General features: G+C 62.5%; 17 protein-coding genes. 16 read left to right on the forward strand and 1 reads right to left on the reverse strand.

Annotated features, from left to right (window positions below):
* The first annotated feature begins 1 nt into the window (after window position 1).
* From lpxB to ispD, 10 genes are all read left to right on the forward strand, one after another.
* A complete protein-coding gene (gene lpxB, locus AC58X1_RS15475) occupies window positions 2–1,129 on the forward strand; it encodes a lipid-A-disaccharide synthase (RefSeq protein ID WP_497429076.1) in 1,128 nt (375 codons plus the stop codon).
* Complete coding sequence (gene rnhB, locus AC58X1_RS15480; RefSeq protein WP_497429077.1) at window positions 1,130–1,753, forward strand: ribonuclease HII; 624 nt, start codon at window positions 1,130–1,132, stop codon at window positions 1,751–1,753.
* A 112-nt stretch (window positions 1,754–1,865) separates the two neighbouring features.
* On the forward strand, window positions 1,866–5,390 hold the full coding sequence (gene dnaE, locus AC58X1_RS15485) for a DNA polymerase III subunit alpha (protein WP_497429078.1): 3,525 nt from the start codon (window positions 1,866–1,868) through the stop codon (window positions 5,388–5,390).
* Between the two features lie 106 nt (window positions 5,391–5,496).
* A complete protein-coding gene (locus AC58X1_RS15490; RefSeq protein WP_101317270.1) occupies window positions 5,497–6,444 on the forward strand; it encodes an acetyl-CoA carboxylase carboxyltransferase subunit alpha in 948 nt (315 codons plus the stop codon).
* A gap of 56 nt (window positions 6,445–6,500) precedes the next feature.
* The gene (tilS, locus tag AC58X1_RS15495) at window positions 6,501–7,796 is read left to right on the forward strand and encodes a tRNA lysidine(34) synthetase TilS (protein WP_150570851.1); all 1,296 of its coding nucleotides are present in this window, start codon (window positions 6,501–6,503) and stop codon (window positions 7,794–7,796) included.
* Between the two features lie 270 nt (window positions 7,797–8,066).
* Window positions 8,067–9,695 (forward strand): CTP synthase, encoded by a 1,629-nt coding sequence (gene pyrG, locus AC58X1_RS15500; protein WP_101317274.1) that lies wholly within the window; start codon window positions 8,067–8,069, stop codon window positions 9,693–9,695.
* Window positions 9,696–9,698: 3 nt separating this feature from the next.
* The gene (gene kdsA, locus AC58X1_RS15505) at window positions 9,699–10,544 is read left to right on the forward strand and encodes a 3-deoxy-8-phosphooctulonate synthase (protein WP_101317276.1); all 846 of its coding nucleotides are present in this window, start codon (window positions 9,699–9,701) and stop codon (window positions 10,542–10,544) included.
* Between the two features lie 154 nt (window positions 10,545–10,698).
* Entirely contained in the window at window positions 10,699–11,988 is a 1,290-nt protein-coding gene (eno, locus tag AC58X1_RS15510; protein WP_101317278.1) for a phosphopyruvate hydratase, read from the forward strand.
* Between the two features lie 158 nt (window positions 11,989–12,146).
* On the forward strand, window positions 12,147–12,428 hold the full coding sequence (ftsB, locus tag AC58X1_RS15515; RefSeq protein WP_101317280.1) for a cell division protein FtsB: 282 nt from the start codon (window positions 12,147–12,149) through the stop codon (window positions 12,426–12,428).
* Window positions 12,425–13,132 carry a 2-C-methyl-D-erythritol 4-phosphate cytidylyltransferase gene (gene ispD / locus AC58X1_RS15520; protein WP_188035530.1) on the forward strand — a complete coding sequence of 236 codons (708 nt, stop codon included), beginning with the start codon at window positions 12,425–12,427 and terminating at the stop codon, window positions 13,130–13,132. The genes ftsB and ispD overlap by 4 nt, the downstream gene beginning before the upstream one ends.
* Before the next feature lie 4 nt (window positions 13,133–13,136).
* Here ispD and AC58X1_RS15525 read toward each other — a convergent pair whose 3' ends face one another.
* Window positions 13,137–14,033 (reverse strand): LysR substrate-binding domain-containing protein, encoded by an 897-nt coding sequence (locus AC58X1_RS15525; protein ID WP_178080817.1) that lies wholly within the window; start codon window positions 14,031–14,033, stop codon window positions 13,137–13,139.
* A gap of 107 nt (window positions 14,034–14,140) precedes the next feature.
* Between AC58X1_RS15525 and AC58X1_RS15530 the strand changes: the two genes are divergently transcribed.
* From AC58X1_RS15530 to AC58X1_RS15555, 6 genes are all read left to right on the forward strand, one after another.
* Complete coding sequence (locus AC58X1_RS15530) at window positions 14,141–15,253, forward strand: S-(hydroxymethyl)glutathione dehydrogenase/class III alcohol dehydrogenase (protein WP_103436338.1); 1,113 nt, start codon at window positions 14,141–14,143, stop codon at window positions 15,251–15,253.
* An 8-nt stretch (window positions 15,254–15,261) separates the two neighbouring features.
* A complete protein-coding gene (gene fghA / locus AC58X1_RS15535) occupies window positions 15,262–16,116 on the forward strand; it encodes an S-formylglutathione hydrolase (protein ID WP_312392080.1) in 855 nt (284 codons plus the stop codon).
* A gap of 93 nt (window positions 16,117–16,209) precedes the next feature.
* A complete protein-coding gene (gene ispF / locus AC58X1_RS15540; RefSeq protein WP_101317291.1) occupies window positions 16,210–16,683 on the forward strand; it encodes a 2-C-methyl-D-erythritol 2,4-cyclodiphosphate synthase in 474 nt (157 codons plus the stop codon).
* Window positions 16,680–17,738, forward strand: a complete 1,059-nt coding sequence (gene truD, locus AC58X1_RS15545; protein WP_150572018.1) for a tRNA pseudouridine(13) synthase TruD — start codon at window positions 16,680–16,682, stop codon at window positions 17,736–17,738. The genes ispF and truD overlap by 4 nt, the downstream gene beginning before the upstream one ends.
* Window positions 17,726–18,475 (forward strand): 5'/3'-nucleotidase SurE, encoded by a 750-nt coding sequence (gene surE, locus AC58X1_RS15550; protein WP_150570857.1) that lies wholly within the window; start codon window positions 17,726–17,728, stop codon window positions 18,473–18,475. The genes truD and surE overlap by 13 nt, the downstream gene beginning before the upstream one ends.
* Window positions 18,476–18,513: 38 nt before the next feature.
* A complete protein-coding gene (locus AC58X1_RS15555; RefSeq protein ID WP_178080818.1) occupies window positions 18,514–19,152 on the forward strand; it encodes a protein-L-isoaspartate(D-aspartate) O-methyltransferase in 639 nt (212 codons plus the stop codon).
* Window positions 19,153–19,186: the final 34 nt, after the last annotated feature.

The following is a 19,186-nucleotide window of genomic DNA, read 5'->3' on the forward strand; positions in this document are numbered from 1 at the left end:
TATGAGTGAGCTTTGTGTAGCGTTGGTCGCAGGTGAGGCCAGCGGCGATATCCTTGGCTCCGGTTTGATGCGCGCACTCAAGGCGCGCCATCCTGGTGTGCGCTTTATCGGTGTCGGCGGCCCGTTGATGGAGGCCGAGGGCATGCAGTCCTACTTCCCCATGGAGCGCCTGGCAGTGATGGGGCTGGTTGAGGTGCTCGGGCGTCTGCGTGAGCTGCTCAAGCGACGCAAACTGCTGATCGAGACCCTGCTTGACGCGAAGCCCGATGTGTTCATCGGCATCGATGCACCCGACTTCACCCTCAATATTGAACTGAAACTGCGCCAGCACGGCATCAAGACCGTGCACTACGTCAGCCCGTCGGTCTGGGCCTGGCGGCAGAAGCGGGTGCTGAAGATCCGCGAAGGCTGCGACCTGATGCTGACCCTGCTGCCATTCGAGGCGCGCTTCTATGAAGAGCAGGGTGTACCGGTGCGCTTTGTCGGCCATCCGCTGGCCGATACGATTCCGCTGGAGGCTGACCGTCAAGCCGCTCGTGCCGAGCTGGGCCTGCCCGCCGGGCCGCTGGTGGCATTGATGCCCGGCAGCCGCGGCGGCGAAGTCGGCCGGCTGGGTGCGCTGTTCCTGGAGGCCGCCGAGCGTTTGCAGCAGTTGATCCCGGGTGTGCGGTTTGTCTTGCCCTGCGCCAACCAGACCCGCCGTGAGCAGATCGAGCAGATGCTGGCAGGTCGCGACCTGCCGTTGACTCTGCTCGATGGTCAGTCGCATGAGGCACTGGCCGCCTGCGATGCAGTGCTGATTGCGTCGGGTACCGCTACGCTGGAAGCGATGCTGTACAAGCGGCCAATGGTTGTCGCCTATCGCCTGGCGCCGCTGACCTACTGGATTCTCAAACGCATGGTCAAAAGCCCCTACGTGTCGCTGCCTAATCTGTTGGCGCAGCGCATGTTGGTGCCGGAACTGCTGCAGGACGCCGCCACCAGCGAGGCCCTGGCGCAGACCCTGGCACCGTTACTTGCCGATGGTCAGCATCAGACTGACAGCTTTGATCAGATTCACCGCACCCTCCGCCGTGACGCCTCGAACCAGGCGGCGGACGCAGTGCTGGCCTTGTTGGAGCGACGCTAGATGCAGCTGGGACTGGATTTCAACCTGGTCGAAGAACTCGTTGCAGGCGTCGACGAAGTTGGCCGCGGGCCACTCTGCGGTGCGGTGGTTACGGCAGCGGTGATCCTCGATCCACGGCGGCCGATCCTCGGCTTGAACGACTCCAAGAAGCTCACCGAAGCCAGGCGCGAAGCGTTGTTCGACGAAATCTGCGAAAAAGCCCTGAGCTTTTGCATTGCGCGGGCTGAGGTTGATGAAATCGACCGGCTGAACATTCTCCATGCCACCATGCTGGCCATGCAGCGCGCGGTCGAGGGCTTGAGCATCACGCCCAAGCTTGCCTTGATCGATGGCAATCGCTGCCCGGTGCTGGCTGTGCCATCCGCCCCAGTGGTGCAGGGCGACGCCAAGGTGCCTGCGATCGCTGCCGCGTCGGTCCTGGCCAAGGTCACCCGCGACCGCGAGATGAGCGCCTTCGAGTTGATCTACCCCGGCTACGGCATGGGTGGTCACAAAGGCTATCCGACCCCCGTGCACCTTGAGGCACTTGCCCGGCTTGGGCCTACGCCGATCCACCGGCGCTCCTTCGCGCCGGTGCGGGTGGCCTGGGAAGCGCGCGCGGGCGTGCCTACCTCACTGATCTGATCGCCTGCGCGGGTCGCGCTGCGACCCTGCAGGCCGTCACGTGGCAGCGCAGCCGTTCACATTTGCGGTACAATCCCGCGCTTGTCCGCTGCTCTGCTATAGGCCCCCTTACATGTCGGTTTCTTTCGTTCACCTTCGTGTGCACTCCGAATTCTCCCTGGTCGATGGCCTGGTGCGGATCAAGCCGCTGGCCAAGGCCTTGGCCGGACTGAACATGCCGGCAGTGGCGATTACCGACCAGAGCAACATGTGCTCGTTGGTGAAGTTCTACAAGAGCGCGATGGGCAACGGCATCAAGCCGATTTGCGGCGCCGATTTGTGGCTGGCCGGGGCTGATCCGGAAGCGCCATTGTCGCGTATCTGCTTCCTGGCGATGAACCCCAAGGGTTATCGCAACCTCACCGAATTGATTTCGCGCGGCTGGGTCGACGGCCAGCGCAATGGCTTGGTGGTCATCCAGCGCGACTGGATAGCCCAGGCCAGCGAAGGCTTGATCGCGCTGTCTGCCGCCCGCGAGGGGGATATCGGCATGGCCCTGCTCAGCGGCCGCAGCGCAGAGGCAGAAGCGTTGCTGCGCGACTGGCTGGGCATGTTCCCCGGGCGCTTCTACGTCGAGCTGCAGCGCACCAATCGCCCTGGCGATGAAGACTACCTGCACGCCGCTGTAGCCCTGGCTGACCGGGTGGGCGCGCCGCTGGTCGCGACCAACGATGTGCGCTTCATCAAGCAGACCGATTTTGACGCCCACGAAACCCGCGTCTGCATCGGTGAGGGCTGGACCCTCGACGACCCGCGCCGACCGCGCCTGTACAGCGATCAGCAATACCTGAAAAGCCAGGAAGAGATGGTCGAGCTGTTCAGCGACCTGCCCGACGCCGTGGCCAACACGGTGGAAATCGCCAAGCGCTGCAACATCGAGGTGCAACTGGGCAAGCACTTCCTGCCCGACTTCCCGACGCCCAATGGCATGGGCATCGATGACTATCTGCGCCACGTTTCTCACGAGGGCCTGGAAGAACGCCTGACGGTGATCCTGCCCAAGGGCACTACCGAGGGCTACGAGGCCAAGCGTCAGGTCTATCTGGACCGGCTCAAGTTCGAGCTGGATATCATCATCCAAATGGGCTTCCCCGGTTACTTCCTGATCGTTATGGACTTCATCAAGTGGGCCAAGAACAACGGCGTACCGGTCGGCCCTGGCCGGGGTTCGGGTGCCGGTTCGCTGGTCGCCTACGTGTTGAAGATCACCGACCTGGACCCGCTGGCCTACGACCTGCTGTTCGAGCGCTTCCTCAACCCTGAGCGGGTATCGATGCCCGACTTCGACGTCGACTTCTGCATGGATGGCCGCGACCGAGTCATCGAGTACGTCGCCGACGCCTATGGGCGTAACGCGGTAAGCCAGATCATCACCTTTGGCACCATGGCTGCGAAAGCGGTGGTGCGCGATGTGGCGCGGGTGCAGGGCAAGTCCTACGGGCTGGCTGATCGTCTGTCGAAGATGATCCCGTTCGAAGTCGGCATGACCCTGGAAAAGGCCTACGAGCAGGAGGAGGTGCTGCGCGACTTCCTCAAGAGCGACGAGGATGGCCGCGAGATCTGGGACATGGCCCTCAAGCTCGAGGGCGTCTGCCGCGGTACCGGCAAGCACGCGGGTGGTGTGGTTATCGCACCGACCAAGCTCACCGACTTTTCTCCGATCGCCTGTGACGAAGAGGGCGGCGGCCTGGTAACCCAGTTCGACAAGGACGACGTCGAGGCGGCGGGGCTGGTCAAGTTCGACTTCCTCGGCCTGCGCACCCTGACCATCATCAAGTGGGCGATGGAGACGATCAACCGCGAGCAGGCCAAGGAAGGCTTGCCCGATCTGAACATCGACTTCATCCCGCTGGACGACAAGAAAACCTACGAGCTGCTGCAAAAGGCCGAGACCACTGCGGTATTCCAGCTCGAGTCGCGCGGCATGAAAGAGCTGATCAAGAAGCTCAAGCCCGACTGCCTGGAAGACCTTATCGCATTGGTGGCGTTGTTCCGCCCAGGCCCACTGCAGTCGGGCATGGTTGATGACTTCATCAACCGTAAACACGGTCGCGCCGAGCTGGCCTACCCACACCCGGACTACCAGTACGAAGGCCTGCAGCCTGTATTGGCACCGACCTACGGCATCATCCTGTATCAGGAACAGGTGATGCAGATCGCCCAGGTCATGGCCGGCTACACCCTCGGCGGCGCTGACATGCTGCGTCGGGCGATGGGTAAGAAAAAGCCCGAAGAGATGGCCAAGCAGCGCGGCGGCTTCATCGAGGGTTGTGCCAACAACGGCATCAGTGCGGATCTGGCCGGTAACATCTTCGACCTGGTAGAAAAATTCGCCGGCTACGGCTTCAACAAGTCGCACTCGGCCGCCTACGGCCTGGTTTCTTATCAGACCGCTTGGCTCAAGACGCACTACCCGGCGCCGTTCATGGCGGCCGTACTTTCTGCGGATATGCACAACACCGACAAGGTGGTGGTGCTGATCGAAGAAGTGCGCACCATGAAACTGCGCCTTGACGCCCCGGATGTGAACGCCTCCGAGTTCAAGTTCACAGTCGACGACGATGGCCGCATCATTTATGGCCTGGGCGCGATCAAGGGTGTAGGTGAAGGGCCGGTGGAGGCCATTGTCGAGGCGCGCAGTGCCGGCGGGCCGTTCAAGGATCTGTTCGACTTCTGTGAGCGCATCGACCTCAAGCGGGTCAACAAGCGTACTCTCGACGCACTGATCCGCAGCGGTGCGCTGGATCGCCTCGGGCCGCACTTCCACGACGAGATCAAGGCCTACCAGGCCAACATCGACCGCAACCGGGCAGCGCTGATGTCGGCGCTCGAAGAGGCGGTGAAGTCGGCCGAGCAGACTGCGCGGACCGCCGATAGCGGCCACATCGACCTGTTTGGCGGGCTGTTCGTCGAAGCCGATGTCGACGTTTATGCCAACCACCGCAAGGCGCGCGAGCTGACCCTCAAAGAGCGCTTGAAAGGTGAAAAGGACACGCTGGGGCTGTACCTGACCGGCCACCCGATCGACGAGTACGAAGGCGAAATCCGCCGCTTCGCCCGCCAGCGGATCATCGACCTGAAACCGTCGCGCGAAGTGCAGACGGTGGCCGGGATGATTATTGCCTTGCGCGTGATGAAGAACAAGAAGGGTGACAAGATGGGCTTCGTCACCCTCGATGACCGCTCCGGACGCATCGAAGCCTCGCTGTTCGCAGACTCGTTCATGGCCGCCCAGGCACTGTTGCAGAACGATGCCATGGTCGTGGTCGAGGGCGAGGTCAGTAACGATGATTTCTCTGGCGGTCTGCGCCTGCGCGTCAAGCAGGTGATGACCATGGAAGACGCGCGCACGCGGCTGGCCGAGAGCCTGCGCCTGAAGGTCGCCCATGATGCACTCAAAGGTGACCGCCTGCGCTGGCTGGGTGAGCTGATCACCCGCCATCGTGGCGGTTGCCCGATCACCCTTGAATACACCGGTAGCGACGCCAAGGCCATGCTGCAGTTTGGTAATGACTGGGCGATCGACCCGGCGGACGGGCTGATTCAAGCCCTGCGTGACCAGTTCGGGCGTGAGAACGTCTTCCTGCAATACCGCTAATGCGATGAATTTTTAATCTCGACCTGAATGCGCCTGATCCTTTAAGGTAGGGCGCCAAACGGATCAACCGGCCGGCCGCCTGGCCGTAGACCCAAGACGGATGCCTATGAACCCGAATTTCCTCGATTTCGAACAGCCGATTGCCGACCTGCAAGCCAAGATTGAAGAGCTGCGTCTGGTTGGCAATGACAACTCGCTGAACATCAGCGATGAGATTGCCCGTCTGCAAGACAAGAGCAGCACCCTCACCGAAAGCATCTTCAGCAATCTGACCAGCTGGCAGATTGCGCGCCTGGCTCGTCACCCGCGCCGGCCGTACACACTGGACTACCTGCAGCACATCTTCACCGAGTTCGAAGAGCTGCACGGCGACCGCCACTTCTCCGACGACGCTGCCATTGTTGGTGGTACTGCGCGTCTGGACGGCAAGCCGGTGATGGTCATCGGTCACCAGAAAGGCCGCGAAGTGCGCGAGAAGGTGCGTCGCAACTTCGGTATGCCGCGTCCGGAAGGCTACCGCAAGGCCTGCCGCCTGATGGAAATGGCCGAGCGCTTCAAGATGCCGATTCTGACCTTCATCGATACTCCGGGTGCCTACCCAGGCATCGACGCCGAAGAGCGCAACCAGAGCGAGGCTATTGCCTGGAACCTGCGTGTCATGGCGCGGCTGAAAACTCCGATTATCGCCACCGTGATTGGCGAAGGTGGTTCGGGCGGTGCGCTGGCCATTGGTGTCTGTGACCAGTTGAACATGCTGCAGTACTCGACCTATGCGGTGATCTCGCCGGAAGGTTGCGCTTCGATCCTGTGGAAAACCGCCGACAAGGCTGCCGATGCAGCCGAAGCGATGGGCATCACTGCCGAGCGCCTGAAGAGCCTGAATATTGTCGACCAAGTGATCGAGGAGCCGCTGGGCGGCGCCCATCGTGATCCAGTCAAGGTTTCGCAAACCATTCGTGGCGAGCTGATTCAGCAGCTGGATATGCTCAGTGGACTGGACCATGACACGCTGCTCAAGCGTCGTTATGACCGCCTGATGAGCTACGGTCTCTGATCTGAGTTGATGCCGTCGGGGTCGCGCAGCGACCCCAGCTTCTCAGTGAGGCACACATGATCGACCTCACCCACAGCCTTTCCCCCTGGCAGCACGCTCCCGCCTGGTATGTCGCCCTCTCCGGCGGCCTCGACTCCAGCGTCCTTCTGCACCTTCTCGCTGACTATACCCGCCGCCACCGCGCGCCCCCCCTGCGTGCCATCCACATCCACCACGGCCTGCAAGCCGCCGCCGACAGCTGGCCAGCCCATTGCCAATCCCTGTGCGACAAGCTCGCCATCGAACTGCAGGTCATCCACGTCACGGTCGCGCCCGGCGCCAGCCTCGAGCAAGCCGCGCGCAATGCTCGCTATCACGCCTTTGCCGACATTCTGCGCCCCGGTGAAGTCCTGTTCACCGGCCAGCACCGCGACGATCAGGCTGAAACCCTGCTGTTCAGGCTATTGCGCGGCGCCGGCTTGCGTGGCCTGGCGGCAATGCCAGCAGCCAGGCCGCTTGGCCAGGGGCAACTGGTCAGGCCATTGCTGGCCCTGTCGCGGCAACAATTGCACAGCTATGCCGAGCAGTCCCAACTGCGCTGGATAGAAGACCCGAGCAATGCCGACACCCACTACGCCCGTAATTTTCTGCGCGGCGAGGCTTTACCGCTGCTGCACCAGCGCTGGCCGCAAGCCAGCCAGAGCCTGGCGCGCAGTGCCGATCATCTGGGCGAGGCGCTGAGCCTGCTCAACGAACTCGCCGCTGACGACCTGGCGCTGGCAGGGCAGGGCGCTCCGAGCGCATGGCCTGGGCTGGACTCACTCGCTCTGGAAGCGCTCAAGGCACTCTCGCCCGCCCGTCAGCGCAATGCTTTGCAGTACTGGTTAAGCACTCGCACGCGGTTGCCGGATAGCCGCCATTGGGTCGGTTGGGAAGCGTTGCGCGACGCCGCCGATGACGCGCAACCCATCTGGCGCCTGGCCGACGGTCAGTTGCAACGCAGCCACGGCCGCATCTGGTGGCTCAGCGGCGATTGGCTGGCCGCCCCTTCAGGCGAGCTTGCCTGGCCGGATCATGGTCGGCCGCTAGAGTTGCCGGGCAACGGCCGCGTACGCCTGTGCGGTACGTTGCCGCAGGCAGCGCTGCGGATTGCCTATCGTCAGGGCGGCGAACGGCTGGCGCTGCCCGGCCGCGGCCACCGCGACCTCAAGCGCTTGCTCAACGAGCATCAGGTGCCACACTTCATTCGGCCAAGGCTGCCGCTGCTGTGGCAGGGCGAGCGCCTGCTGGCAGTGGCCAACCTGCCGCAACTGGCCCAGGGCGACTGTACCTTGGAGTGGCGGATGCCGAGCAACGCGCAAGGTTTGAGCTGAGGATTAGATTCCGGTAGACTACCCTCCCTTCTTGATACAACTTCTGTGGCTTCATCGAAAACACAGCAGTTGCCGATTACCAAGCAGTTTTTTGCTGGGCTGATTTCCTAAAATGACGAGCGAGCTCCATGCCGGGTATGCACCTGGTCTGTACAGACGCGGCAGTTTTTCGAGATGCACTGTGATTGACGCAGGTGATCGGGGGCTTCGGCCTTCCTTCGCTTTCTCCGGCGGCGCTAGCCGCTTTAACGCAGACTTCTAGGGTTTTTCATGACGCGCTACATATTCGTCACGGGCGGTGTTGTTTCTTCATTGGGGAAAGGCATTGCCTCGGCTTCCCTGGCGGCCATCCTGGAAGCGCGGGGGCTTAAGGTCACCATGCTCAAACTGGATCCGTACATCAACGTCGATCCAGGCACCATGAGCCCGTTCCAGCATGGTGAGGTGTTCGTCACCCATGACGGCGCCGAGACCGACCTTGACCTGGGCCACTATGAGCGGTTCATCCGCACCACGATGACCCAGAACAACAACTTCACCACTGGCCGTGTCTACGAGCACGTGCTGCGCAAAGAGCGCCGTGGTGATTACCTGGGCGCGACCATTCAGGTCATCCCGCACATCACCGACGAAATCAAGCGCCGCATCATCAAGGGTGCTGGCGACGCTGACGTTGCCCTGGTCGAAATCGGCGGCACGGTCGGCGACATCGAGTCGCAACCGTTCCTCGAGGCGATCCGCCAGTTGCGCTTCGAAGTCGGCGCCAAGCGCGCGATGCTGATGCACCTGACGCTGGTGCCGTACATCGCCACTGCTGGCGAGACCAAGACCAAGCCGACTCAGCACTCGGTCAAGGAACTGCGCTCGATCGGCCTGCAGCCTGACGTGCTGGTGTGCCGCTCCGATCACCCGATCGACAACTCATCGCGCCGCAAGATCGCCCAGTTCACCAACGTTGAAGAACGTGCGGTGATCGCGCTGGAAGACGCCGACACCATCTACAAGATCCCGGGCATCCTGCATGCACAGGGTCTGGACGACTTCGTCACCGAGCGCTTTGGCCTGCAGTGCGACAGCGCTGACCTGTCCGAGTGGGACAAGGTGGTAGACGCCAAGCTCAACCCTGAGCATGAAGTCACCATCGCCATGGTCGGCAAGTACATGGAGCTGCTGGATGCGTACAAGTCGCTGATCGAAGCGATGAGCCACGCCGGTATCCAGAATCGCACCAAGGTCAACCTGCGTTACATCGACTCCGAAGACATCGAGAACCAGGGCACCAGCCTGCTCGAAGGTGCTGATGCCATTCTGGTCCCGGGCGGCTTCGGTCTGCGCGGTGTCGAAGGCAAGATCAAGGCGGTCCAGTTCGCTCGCGAGAACAAGGTGCCGTACCTGGGTATCTGCCTGGGCATGCAGGTTGCCGTGATCGAGTTCGCCCGTAACGTAATGGGCTGGGCCGACGCCAACTCCACCGAGTTCGACCGCAACAGCGAGCACCCGGTGGTGGGTCTGATCACAGAGTGGGCCGACAACACCGGTTCCGTCGAAACCCGTACCGAAGCCTCCGATCTGGGCGGCACCATGCGTCTGGGCGCTCAGGAATGCCAGCTGATCGGCAACTCCAAGGTCCACGATTGCTATGGCAAGGACGTGATCGTCGAGCGTCACCGCCACCGCTACGAGGTCAACAACAACCTGCTGCCGCAGATGATTGAAGCTGGCCTGCAGATTTCCGGGCGTTCCGGTGACGGCGCGTTGGTCGAAGTGGTCGAGTCGAAGGACCATCCGTGGTTCGTTGCTTGCCAGTTCCACCCCGAGTTCACATCCACCCCGCGTGACGGTCATCCGCTGTTCAGCGGCTTCGTCAAGGCGGCACTGGTCCAGAAGAACAAGGCCTGATCCATGACCCAGAAGATCATTCGCGTCGGTAACATCGAGATCGCCAACGACAAGCCGTTCGTTCTGTTCGGTGGCATGAACGTGCTGGAGTCGCGTGATCTGGCCATGAAGGTTTGCGAAGAGTACGTGCGGGTTACCGAAAAGCTCGGTATCCCTTACGTGTTCAAGGCCAGTTTCGACAAGGCCAACCGCTCTTCGGTCAGCTCCTACCGCGGCCCGGGCATGGAAGCAGGGCTGAAGATCTTCGAAGAGATCAAACAGACCTTCAACGTGCCGGTCATCACCGACGTGCACGAGCCGTATCAGGCAGCACCGGTTGCCGAAGTCTGCGACATCATCCAGTTGCCGGCCTTCCTCTCGCGTCAGACCGATCTGGTCGTGGCGATGGCCAAGACCGGCGCAGTGATCAACATCAAGAAAGCCCAGTTCCTTGCACCTCAGGAGATGAAACACATCCTGGCCAAGTGCGTCGAGGCGGGTAACGATCAGTTGATCCTGTGCGAGCGTGGCTCGAGCTTCGGCTACAACAACCTGGTTGTGGACATGCTCGGCTTTGGCCTGATGAAGCAGTTCGAGTACCCGGTGTTCTTCGACGTGACCCATGCCCTGCAGATGCCGGGTGGTCGCTCGGACTCTGCAGGCGGTCGCCGCGGCCAGGTCACCGACCTGGCCAAGGCTGGCATGAGCCAGGGTCTGGCCGGGTTGTTCCTGGAAGCACACCCGGACCCGGACAACGCCAAGTGCGATGGTCCATGCGCGCTGCGCCTGGACAAACTGGAGCCATTCCTGGCCCAGCTCAAGCAATTGGACGACCTGGTGAAAAGTTTTCCGACGGTAGAAACCGCGTAACACTCATTTCTCGGGTAAAGTACCGCCCGTTCTACCCCTGACCCTCGGGTCAGGGGCTCCCCTTCGCCAGGCCTGCCCTCTGCATATTCGCCTGGTGAAAGGCTCGAATTCCCTAAGCTGCGTTGTTTTCGTCAATTCTGGAGTGCTTACAACAATGGCAAAGATCGTCGACATCAAAGGTCGTGAAGTTCTCGATTCGCGTGGCAACCCCACCGTGGAAGCCGATGTACTGCTCGACAACGGCATCATCGGCAGCGCGTGCGCGCCGTCCGGTGCTTCCACCGGCTCGCGCGAAGCGCTGGAGCTGCGTGATGGCGACAAGAGCCGTTACATGGGCAAGGGCGTACTCAAAGCCGTTGCCAACATCAACGGCCCGATCCGCGACCTGCTGCTGGGCAAGGACCCGGTTGACCAGAAAGCCCTCGACCGCGCCATGATCGAACTGGACGGTACCGAGAACAAGGCCAAGCTCGGCGCCAACGCTATCCTCGCCGTGTCGCTGGCAGCTGCCAAAGCCGCCGCACAGGACCAGGACCTGCCGCTGTACGCGCACATTGCCAACCTCAACGGCACTCCAGGCCAGTACTCGATGCCAGTACCGATGATGAACATCATCAACGGCGGCGAGCACGCCGACAACAACGTCGACATTCAAGAGTTCATGGTTCAGCCGGTTGGCGCCAAGACCTTCTCCGACGGCCTGCGTATGGGCACCGAAATCTTCCATCACCTCAAAGCAGTGCTCAAGGCCCGTGGCCTGAACACCGCAGTCGGTGACGAAGGTGGTTTCGCACCAAACCTGGCCTCCAACGAAGACGCTCTGGCAGCCATCGCCGAAGCCGTTGCCAACGCTGGCTACAAGCTGGGCACCGATGTCACCCTGGCCCTGGACTGCGCTGCCAGCGAATTCTACGAAGACGGCAAGTACAACTTGTCCGGTGAAGGCAAGTCGTTCGACTCCGAAGGCTTTGCCGAGTACCTCAAAGGCCTGACCGAGCGCTTCCCGATCATCTCCATCGAAGACGGTCTGGACGAGTCCGACTGGGCTGGCTGGAAGATCCTCACCGACAAGATCGGCGAGAAGATCCAGCTGGTTGGCGATGACCTGTTCGTCACCAACACCAAGATCCTCAAGGAAGGCATCGACAAGAGCATCGGTAACTCGATCCTGATCAAGTTCAACCAGATCGGCTCGCTGACCGAAACCCTCGAAGCCATCCAGATGGCCAAGGCTGCCGGCTACACCGCAGTGATTTCGCATCGCTCCGGCGAAACTGAAGACTCGACCATCGCTGACCTGGCTGTCGGCACTGCCGCTGGCCAGATCAAGACCGGCTCGCTGTGCCGTTCCGACCGCGTCTCCAAGTACAACCAGCTGCTGCGCATCGAAGAGCAACTGGGCGCCAAGGCGGTGTACCGTGGTCGCGACGAGTTTCGCGGCTAAGCAAGAGATGGTAAAAAGGCAGCTGCCGAGGCTGTCTGAGCGTTCTTACTGAGCTTTCAGACACCTCCTACGGGTTTCTGTCAACGAAGCCTGGCCTCGGCCAGGCTTCGTGCTATCGGAAGCCCCGCAGCGGCGGCCTTTTAATCCTGGATACTTTGATGCGCAGTCCTTATTGGTTGTTTCTCATCTTGCTCCTGTTGCTGGGTGGCCTGCAGTACCGCCTTTGGGTGGGCAGTGGCAGCCTCGCGCAAGTGACCGAGCTCAAGCAGCAGATCGACGAACAGCACGCCGAAAACGAACGGCTGCTGGAGCGTAATCGCGTGCTCGACGCAGAAGTCATGGAGTTGAAGAAAGGTATGGAGACCGTCGAGGAACGGGCCCGTCACGAATTGGGCATGGTCAAAGAGGGCGAAACCCTCTTCCAGTTGCCACAGAAATGACCTCGCCACTGCCGGCCTTCTGGGCCGTGATCCCCGCTGCCGGGGTCGGTGCGCGAATGGCTGCCGACCGTCCCAAGCAGTACCTGCAGTTGGGCGGGCGGACGATTATCGAGCACAGCCTCGACTGTTTTCTAGGCCATCCCTCGCTCAAAGGGGTGGTGGTCAGTATTGCTGGCGACGATCCGTACTGGCCAGGCCTGGCCTGCGCCAACGATGCGCGTATCCAGCGTGCTGCCGGCGGGCGCGAGCGGGCCGACTCCGTGCTCAATGCCTTGTTGTTGCTGCACGCTCAAGGCGCGGCAGATGGCGACTGGGTGCTGGTACACGACGCCGCACGGCCGAACCTGGCTCGCAGTGACCTCGACCGGTTGCTGGCGGAACTGGCTGACGATGCGGTGGGCGGCTTGCTTGCAGTGCCGGCCCGCGACACCCTCAAGCGCGCCGACAGCAATGGCCGGGTCAGCGCTACGGTTGACCGCAGCACCATCTGGCAAGCCTTCACGCCGCAGATGTTCCGCCTCGGTGCCCTGCACCGGGCACTGGCCGAATGCCTGGTGTCCGATGTGACGGTGACCGACGAGGCGTCGGCGATGGAGTGGTCGGGATTGGCCCCGCGCCTGGTGGAAGGGCGCAGCGACAACATCAAGGTTACCCGCCCCGAAGATCTGGAGTGGTTACGCCAGCGTTGGTCGGCACGCGCCTGACACCTCAGGCAATGCCTGCGTATTCTGGCAACTGTCCAAGCTCCGCCTTCAAGTAATCCACCAGCCTTCTGACCTTGGGCGAGAGATGCCGTTGCTGCGGATACAGCGCCCACACTGCGGTATTGGGCGGCTGATGCGCTTCGAGCAGCGATACCAGTGCGCCGCTACGCAAATGCTCCTGCACGTAATAGTCCGGCAACTGACACAATCCAATCCCCTGCAGTGCGGCATCCAGCACTGCCTGACCACTGTTGCAGCGCCAGTTGCCCTGCACCCGCTGGCTCAGTTCACGACCTTCCTGTTTCAGCGCCCAGACATCACTGCTGCCAATCAGGCAGTTGTGCCGAGCCAGTTCCGATAGGCTGTGCGGCCGGCCGTAGCGCTCCAGATAAGCCGGCGAGGCGCACAGGTACATCTGTCGCGGTGCCAGGCGGGTGGCGACCAGACGTGAGTCCTGCAGGCGGCCCAGGCGGATCGCCAGGTCCATGCCCTCGTGGAGCAGGTCCAGGGTGCGATTGCTCAACTCGACCTCGACCCGCAGCTGCGGGTACTGGGTCATGAAGCGCGTCACCAGTGGCACGATGAAACGCTCGCCATAGGCCACGGCGCAGGTCATGCGCAACAGCCCCTTGGGCTCGCTGGCAAGATCGCCCATCGCCCGCAGAGCCTCCTCGTGGCCATCCTGCAAGCGCTGGCAGTGCTGCAGGAAAGTCTGCCCGGCCTCGCTCAAGGTTACCCGGCGGGTGCTGCGGTAGAGCAAGCGGGTCTGCAAGCGTTCTTCGAGGCGAGCGATTTGGCGGCTGACATGCGAGGACGATACGCCCAGGCGCTCCGCCGCGGCGGTGAACTGGCCAAGCTCGGCCACGGCCACGAATTCATCGATGCCTTCCCAGCGATTGATCATTGATTATCCCTGTATGGCAATAATGTTTTGTCTTGGTCAGGATTATTAATCAAAGTGCGCTGAATTACACTGGATGGATTGCCCACCACTCGCTGGAGATCCTGATGATCAAGTCCCGTGCTGCCGTAGCCTTCGAAGCCAACAAACCGCTGGAAATCGTTGAAGTCGATGTCGCCATGCCCAAGGCCGGTGAAGTGCTGGTGCGCATCGTTGCCAGCGGTGTCTGCCATACCGACGCCTACACCCTGTCGGGCGCTGACCCGGAAGGCATATTTCCGTCGATTCTCGGCCATGAAGGTGGCGGTATTGTCGAGGCAGTAGGCGAGGGCGTGACCTCGGTTGCCGTAGGCGATCATGTGATCCCGCTGTACACCCCCGAGTGTGGCCAGTGCAAGTTCTGCCGTTCTGGCAAGACCAACCTGTGCCAGGCAATTCGTGCGACCCAGGGTAAAGGCCTGATGCCTGATGGCACTACGCGCTTCTCCTACAAGGGCCAGCAACTGTTCCACTACATGGGCACCTCGACGTTCTCCGAGTACACCGTGTTGCCGGAAATATCCGTGGCCAAGATCCAGAAAGAAGCGCCATTGGAAAAAGTCTGCCTGCTCGGCTGTGGCGTGACCACCGGCATCGGCGCCGTGCTCAATACCGCCAAGGTCAAAGAAGGCGACACCGTGGCCATCTTCGGCCTGGGCGGTATCGGCCTGTCGGCGATCATCGGTGCGGCCAAGGCCAAGGCCGGGCGCATCATCGCCGTCGATATCAATCCGAGCAAATTCGAGATCGCCCGCCAGTTGGGTGCCACCGATTGCATCAATCCGAAGGACTATGACCGGCCTATCCAGGAAGTCATCGTCGACCTCACCGATGGCGGTGTGGATTACTCGTTCGAGTGCGTCGGCAACGTGCAACTGATGCGAGCGGCGCTGGAATGCTGCCACAAGGGCTGGGGCGAGTCGGTGATCATCGGCGTGGCCGGTGCCGGCCAGGAAATCGCCACCCGTCCGTTCCAACTGGTGACCGGGCGCGTCTGGCGCGGTTCGGCGTTCGGTGGCGTGCGTGGTCGCAGCGAACTGCCAAGCTACGTCGAGATGTCGCAGCAGGGCGAGATCCCGCTGGATACCTTCATCACCCACACAATGGGCCTGGAAGACATCAACAAAGCCTTCGACCTGATGCACGAAGGTAAAAGCATCCGCAGCGTGATCCACTTCTGAGGTCAGCCATGAGCCTGGAAAACATCTCCTGCCAGAAAAGCTTCGGCGGCTGGCACAAGCGTTACCGGCATCAGTCCAAGGTGCTCGGCTGCGACATGGTGTTTGCCGTGTACCTGCCGCCGCAGGCCGAACAAGGTGCCAAGCTGCCGGTGCTGTACTGGCTGAGCGGCCTGACGTGCAACGACGAGAACTTCATGCAGAAGGCTGGCGCCCAGCGCCTGGCTGCCGAGCTGGGGCTGATCATCGTTGCACCCGACACCAGCCCGCGGGGCGAGCAGGTGCCGGCTGATCCCGATGGCGCCTGGGATTTCGGCCTCGGCGCAGGTTTCTACCTGAATGCCACTCAGCAGCCCTGGGCGCAGCACTACCGCATGCATGACTACGTGGTCGAGGAACTGCCCGCGCTGGTCGAGGCGCACTTCCCGGCGTCGGATCAACGCAGTATCAGCGGCCACTCCATGGGCGGCCACGGCGCGCTGGTGTGCGCCCTGCGCAACCCTGGCCGCTATCAGTCGGTGTCGGCGTTTTCGCCGATCTGCAACCCGATGGACTGCCCGTGGGGCGAGAAGGCGTTCTCCCGTTATCTGGGCGAAGACCGCGCCCGCTGGCGCGAGTGGGATGCCAGCGTGCTGGTGGCCGAAGCCCCGGCCGGGCAATGCCCGCCGTTGCTGATCGAGCAGGGGGATCGGGATGATTTTCTCGCCACCCAGCTCAAACCCGAGGTGCTCGAGCAGGCCGCCCGCAAGGCTGGTCATACGCTGACCTTGCGCCTGCAGCCTGGCTACGATCACAGCTACTACTTCATCGCCAGCTTCATCGATGACCACCTGCGCCACCATGCCGCTGCGCTGGGTCGCCTGTAACTGCTACGTGGGCCGCACTGCGGCCCAACAACTGCGCCCAAGCCTGTGCAAAGCAGGTAGAATCCCGCCCTGACTTTATCAGGGCGTTTTTCTATGCGTATTGGCCATGGCTACGATGTGCACCGGTTTACCGACGGTGATTTCATTACCTTGGGTGGGGTGCAGATTCCTCACAAATACGGCCTGCTGGCCCATTCCGATGGCGACGTAGTGCTGCATGCACTGAGCGACGCCTTGCTCGGCGCCGCTGCGCTGGGTGACATCGGCAAGCACTTTCCGGATACCGACCCGCAGTTCAAGGGCGCCGACAGCCGCGTGCTGTTGCGCCACGTGCTGGCTGTGGTCCAGGCCAAAGGCTGGAAGGTCGGCAACGTCGACGCCACCATTGTTGCCCAGGCGCCGAAAATGGCCCCGCATATCGAAACCATGCGCCAGTTGATCGCCGCCGACCTGCAGGTCGAGCTCGACCAGGTCAACGTCAAGGCCACCACCACCGAGAAGCTCGGTTTCACTGGCCGTGAGGAAGGGATCGCCGTGCATGCGGTAGCCCTGCTGCTGGCGCTATGACCGAATTGGAACTGCTCGGGCCACGCGCTTCGGGTGAAGCGCTGGGCAGCGCTGTGCTCAAGGCAGTCGCGGAAGACTTCCAGGTCGATGAAGTGCTCGACATTCCGCTGACCGGGCAGGGTGAACACCTCTGGCTGTGGGTCGAGAAACGCGACCTCAACACCGAAGAAGCCGCCCGCCGCTTGGCCCGCGCCGCCGGTGTGCCGCTGCGCGCGATCAGCTATGCCGGCCTCAAGGACCGTCAGGCGTTGACCCGCCAGTGGTTCAGCCTGCACCTGCCGGGGAAGGCCGACCCTGACCTGAGCCGCGCCGAAGACGACACCCTGCGCATCCTCAAGCGCGACCGGCACCTGCGCAAGCTGCAGCGCGGCGCGCATTCGGCCAACGGTTTCACTCTGCGCCTGACAGCGTTGACGGCTGACCATGCCGCGCTGGATGCGCGCTTGCACCAGCTCAAGGCCCAAGGCGTGCCCAACTACTTCGGTAGCCAGCGCTTTGGTCATGGCGGCGGCAATGTCCAGGATGCGCAGAGTTGGGCCGAGCGTGCCGCCCTGCCCGAGCAGCGCAATGTGCGTTCGCGGCTGCTCTCGGCCGGACGCAGCTACCTGTTCAACCAGGTGCTGGCAGCGCGGGTCGCCGACGGCAGCTGGCAGCGGGCACAGGTGGGCGACTTGCTGGCGTTCACCGATAGCCGCAGCTTCTTCCCGGCGGGCGAGGCCGAGTGCGCCGATCCGCGTCTGGCCATTCTCGACCTGCACCCGACCGGTCCGCTGTGGGGGGAGGGGCCTACGCCAACCACCGGCGCCACCGCCGAACTGGAGTCCGCTGTCGGTGCACAACATGCTGCATTGGGCCATTGGCTGGCGCGGGCGGGCATGAGTCACGAACGGCGCATCCTGCGGCTCCCTATTGGCGGCCTGACGTGGCATTATCCCGAGCTTGATATCCTGCAACTGGAATTCGTCCTGCCGGCCGGATGCTTCGCCACCGTCGTGGTGCGCGAGCTAGTCGATCTGGTGCCGGTAGGGCAGACGGACAGCCCATGCGTATTCTGATTTCCAACGACGACGGTGTTACCGCCCCGGGCCTCGCCGCGCTGCATGCAGCGCTGGCGGACTATGCCGAGTGCGCGGTGATCGCCCCGGACCAAGACAAGAGCGGCGCCGGCAGTTCGCTGACGCTGGACCGGCCACTGCATCCGCAGGTTCTGGCCAATGGCTTCATCAGCCTCAATGGCACGCCCACCGATTGTGTCCACCTGGGGCTCAACGGGCTGTTGCCGCAAACGCCGGAGATGGTCGTCTCGGGGATCAACCTGGGCGCCAATCTGGGCGATGACGTGCTGTATTCCGGCACCGTCGCCGCTGCGCTGGAAGGGCGTTTTCTCGGTGGCACCTCGCTGGCGTTCTCGCTGGTGTCGCGCCAGCCCGACAACCTGCCCGCTGCCGCCCATATTGCCCGGCGCCTGGTCGAGGCGCAGTCGCGCCTGCAGTTGCCGCCGCGCACCGTGCTCAACATCAATATCCCCAACCTGCCGCTGGAGCATATCCGCGGTATTCAGGTCACCCGGCTGGGCCATCGTGCACGTGCGGCGGCGCCCACCAAGGTGGTCAACCCGCGCGGCAAGGAAGGCTACTGGATCGCCGTGGCCGGGGACGCCGAGGATGGCGGCCCGGGTACCGACTTCCATGCCGTTATGCAGGGCTATGTGTCGATCACCCCGCTGCAGCTCGACCGCACCTTCAACGATGCCTTCGACCAGCTCAGCGGCTGGCTGGAGGGCGTGCTCTGATGCGCGAACAGGACGATCTGCAACGCCGCGGAATTGGCATGACCTCGCAACGTACCCGCGAACGGCTGATCCAGCGTCTGACCGAAGAGGGCGTATCCAACCCCAAGGTGCTTGACGTGATCCGCCGTACGCCGCGTCATCTGTTCGTCGATGAAGCACTGGCGCACCGCGCCTACGAAGACACCGCGCTGCCGATCGGGCACAACCAGACCATCTCCCAGCCGTTCATGGTTGCGCACATGAGCGAGCTGCTGCTCGAGGCCGGCCCCTTGGACAAGGTGCTGGAAATCGGCACAGGCTCGGGATACCAGACGGCGGTGCTGGCGCAGTTGGTCGAGCGAGTGTTCTCGGTAGAGCGGATCAAGGTCCTGCAGGACCGGGCCAAGGAGCGGCTGCTCGAACTCAACCTGCGCAATGTCGTGTTCCGCTGGGGCGACGGCTGCGATGGCTGGCAGGCGCTGGCGCCTTACAACGGCATTATCGTGACGGCCGTGGCGCCTGAGGTGCCGCAAGCGCTGCTCGATCAACTGGCACCTGGCGGGCGCCTGGTGATCCCGGTTGGCCCCGCTGGCGAGCAACAGCAGCTGTTGATGATCGTCCGTGAAGAGCACGGCTTCTCTCGACGAGTCATGGGTACGGTGCGCTTTGTGCCGCTGCTCAATGGCCCGCTGGCCTGAGCCACAGGGAATATTTGCAGCTGCAACGAATTCC

This window comes from Pseudomonas sp. PGPR N4 (assembly GCF_059693665.1).

Coding starts and splice junctions, on each gene's coding strand:
- ftsB (WP_101317280.1), top strand. CDS start 12,147: ATGCGCAGTCCTTATTGGTTGTTTCTCATCTTGCTCCTGTTGCTGGGT.
- ispF (WP_101317291.1), top strand. CDS start 16,210: ATGCGTATTGGCCATGGCTACGATGTGCACCGGTTTACCGACGGTGAT.
- kdsA (WP_101317276.1), top strand. CDS start 9,699: ATGACCCAGAAGATCATTCGCGTCGGTAACATCGAGATCGCCAACGAC.
- tilS (WP_150570851.1), top strand. CDS start 6,501: ATGATCGACCTCACCCACAGCCTTTCCCCCTGGCAGCACGCTCCCGCC.
- truD (WP_150572018.1), top strand. CDS start 16,680: ATGACCGAATTGGAACTGCTCGGGCCACGCGCTTCGGGTGAAGCGCTG.
- pyrG (WP_101317274.1), top strand. CDS start 8,067: ATGACGCGCTACATATTCGTCACGGGCGGTGTTGTTTCTTCATTGGGG.
- eno (WP_101317278.1), top strand. CDS start 10,699: ATGGCAAAGATCGTCGACATCAAAGGTCGTGAAGTTCTCGATTCGCGT.
- dnaE (WP_497429078.1), top strand. CDS start 1,866: ATGTCGGTTTCTTTCGTTCACCTTCGTGTGCACTCCGAATTCTCCCTG.
- rnhB (WP_497429077.1), top strand. CDS start 1,130: ATGCAGCTGGGACTGGATTTCAACCTGGTCGAAGAACTCGTTGCAGGC.
- fghA (WP_312392080.1), top strand. CDS start 15,262: ATGAGCCTGGAAAACATCTCCTGCCAGAAAAGCTTCGGCGGCTGGCAC.
- AC58X1_RS15555 (WP_178080818.1), top strand. CDS start 18,514: ATGACCTCGCAACGTACCCGCGAACGGCTGATCCAGCGTCTGACCGAA.
- lpxB (WP_497429076.1), top strand. CDS start 2: ATGAGTGAGCTTTGTGTAGCGTTGGTCGCAGGTGAGGCCAGCGGCGAT.
- AC58X1_RS15530 (WP_103436338.1), top strand. CDS start 14,141: ATGATCAAGTCCCGTGCTGCCGTAGCCTTCGAAGCCAACAAACCGCTG.
- surE (WP_150570857.1), top strand. CDS start 17,726: ATGCGTATTCTGATTTCCAACGACGACGGTGTTACCGCCCCGGGCCTC.
- ispD (WP_188035530.1), top strand. CDS start 12,425: ATGACCTCGCCACTGCCGGCCTTCTGGGCCGTGATCCCCGCTGCCGGG.
- AC58X1_RS15490 (WP_101317270.1), top strand. CDS start 5,497: ATGAACCCGAATTTCCTCGATTTCGAACAGCCGATTGCCGACCTGCAA.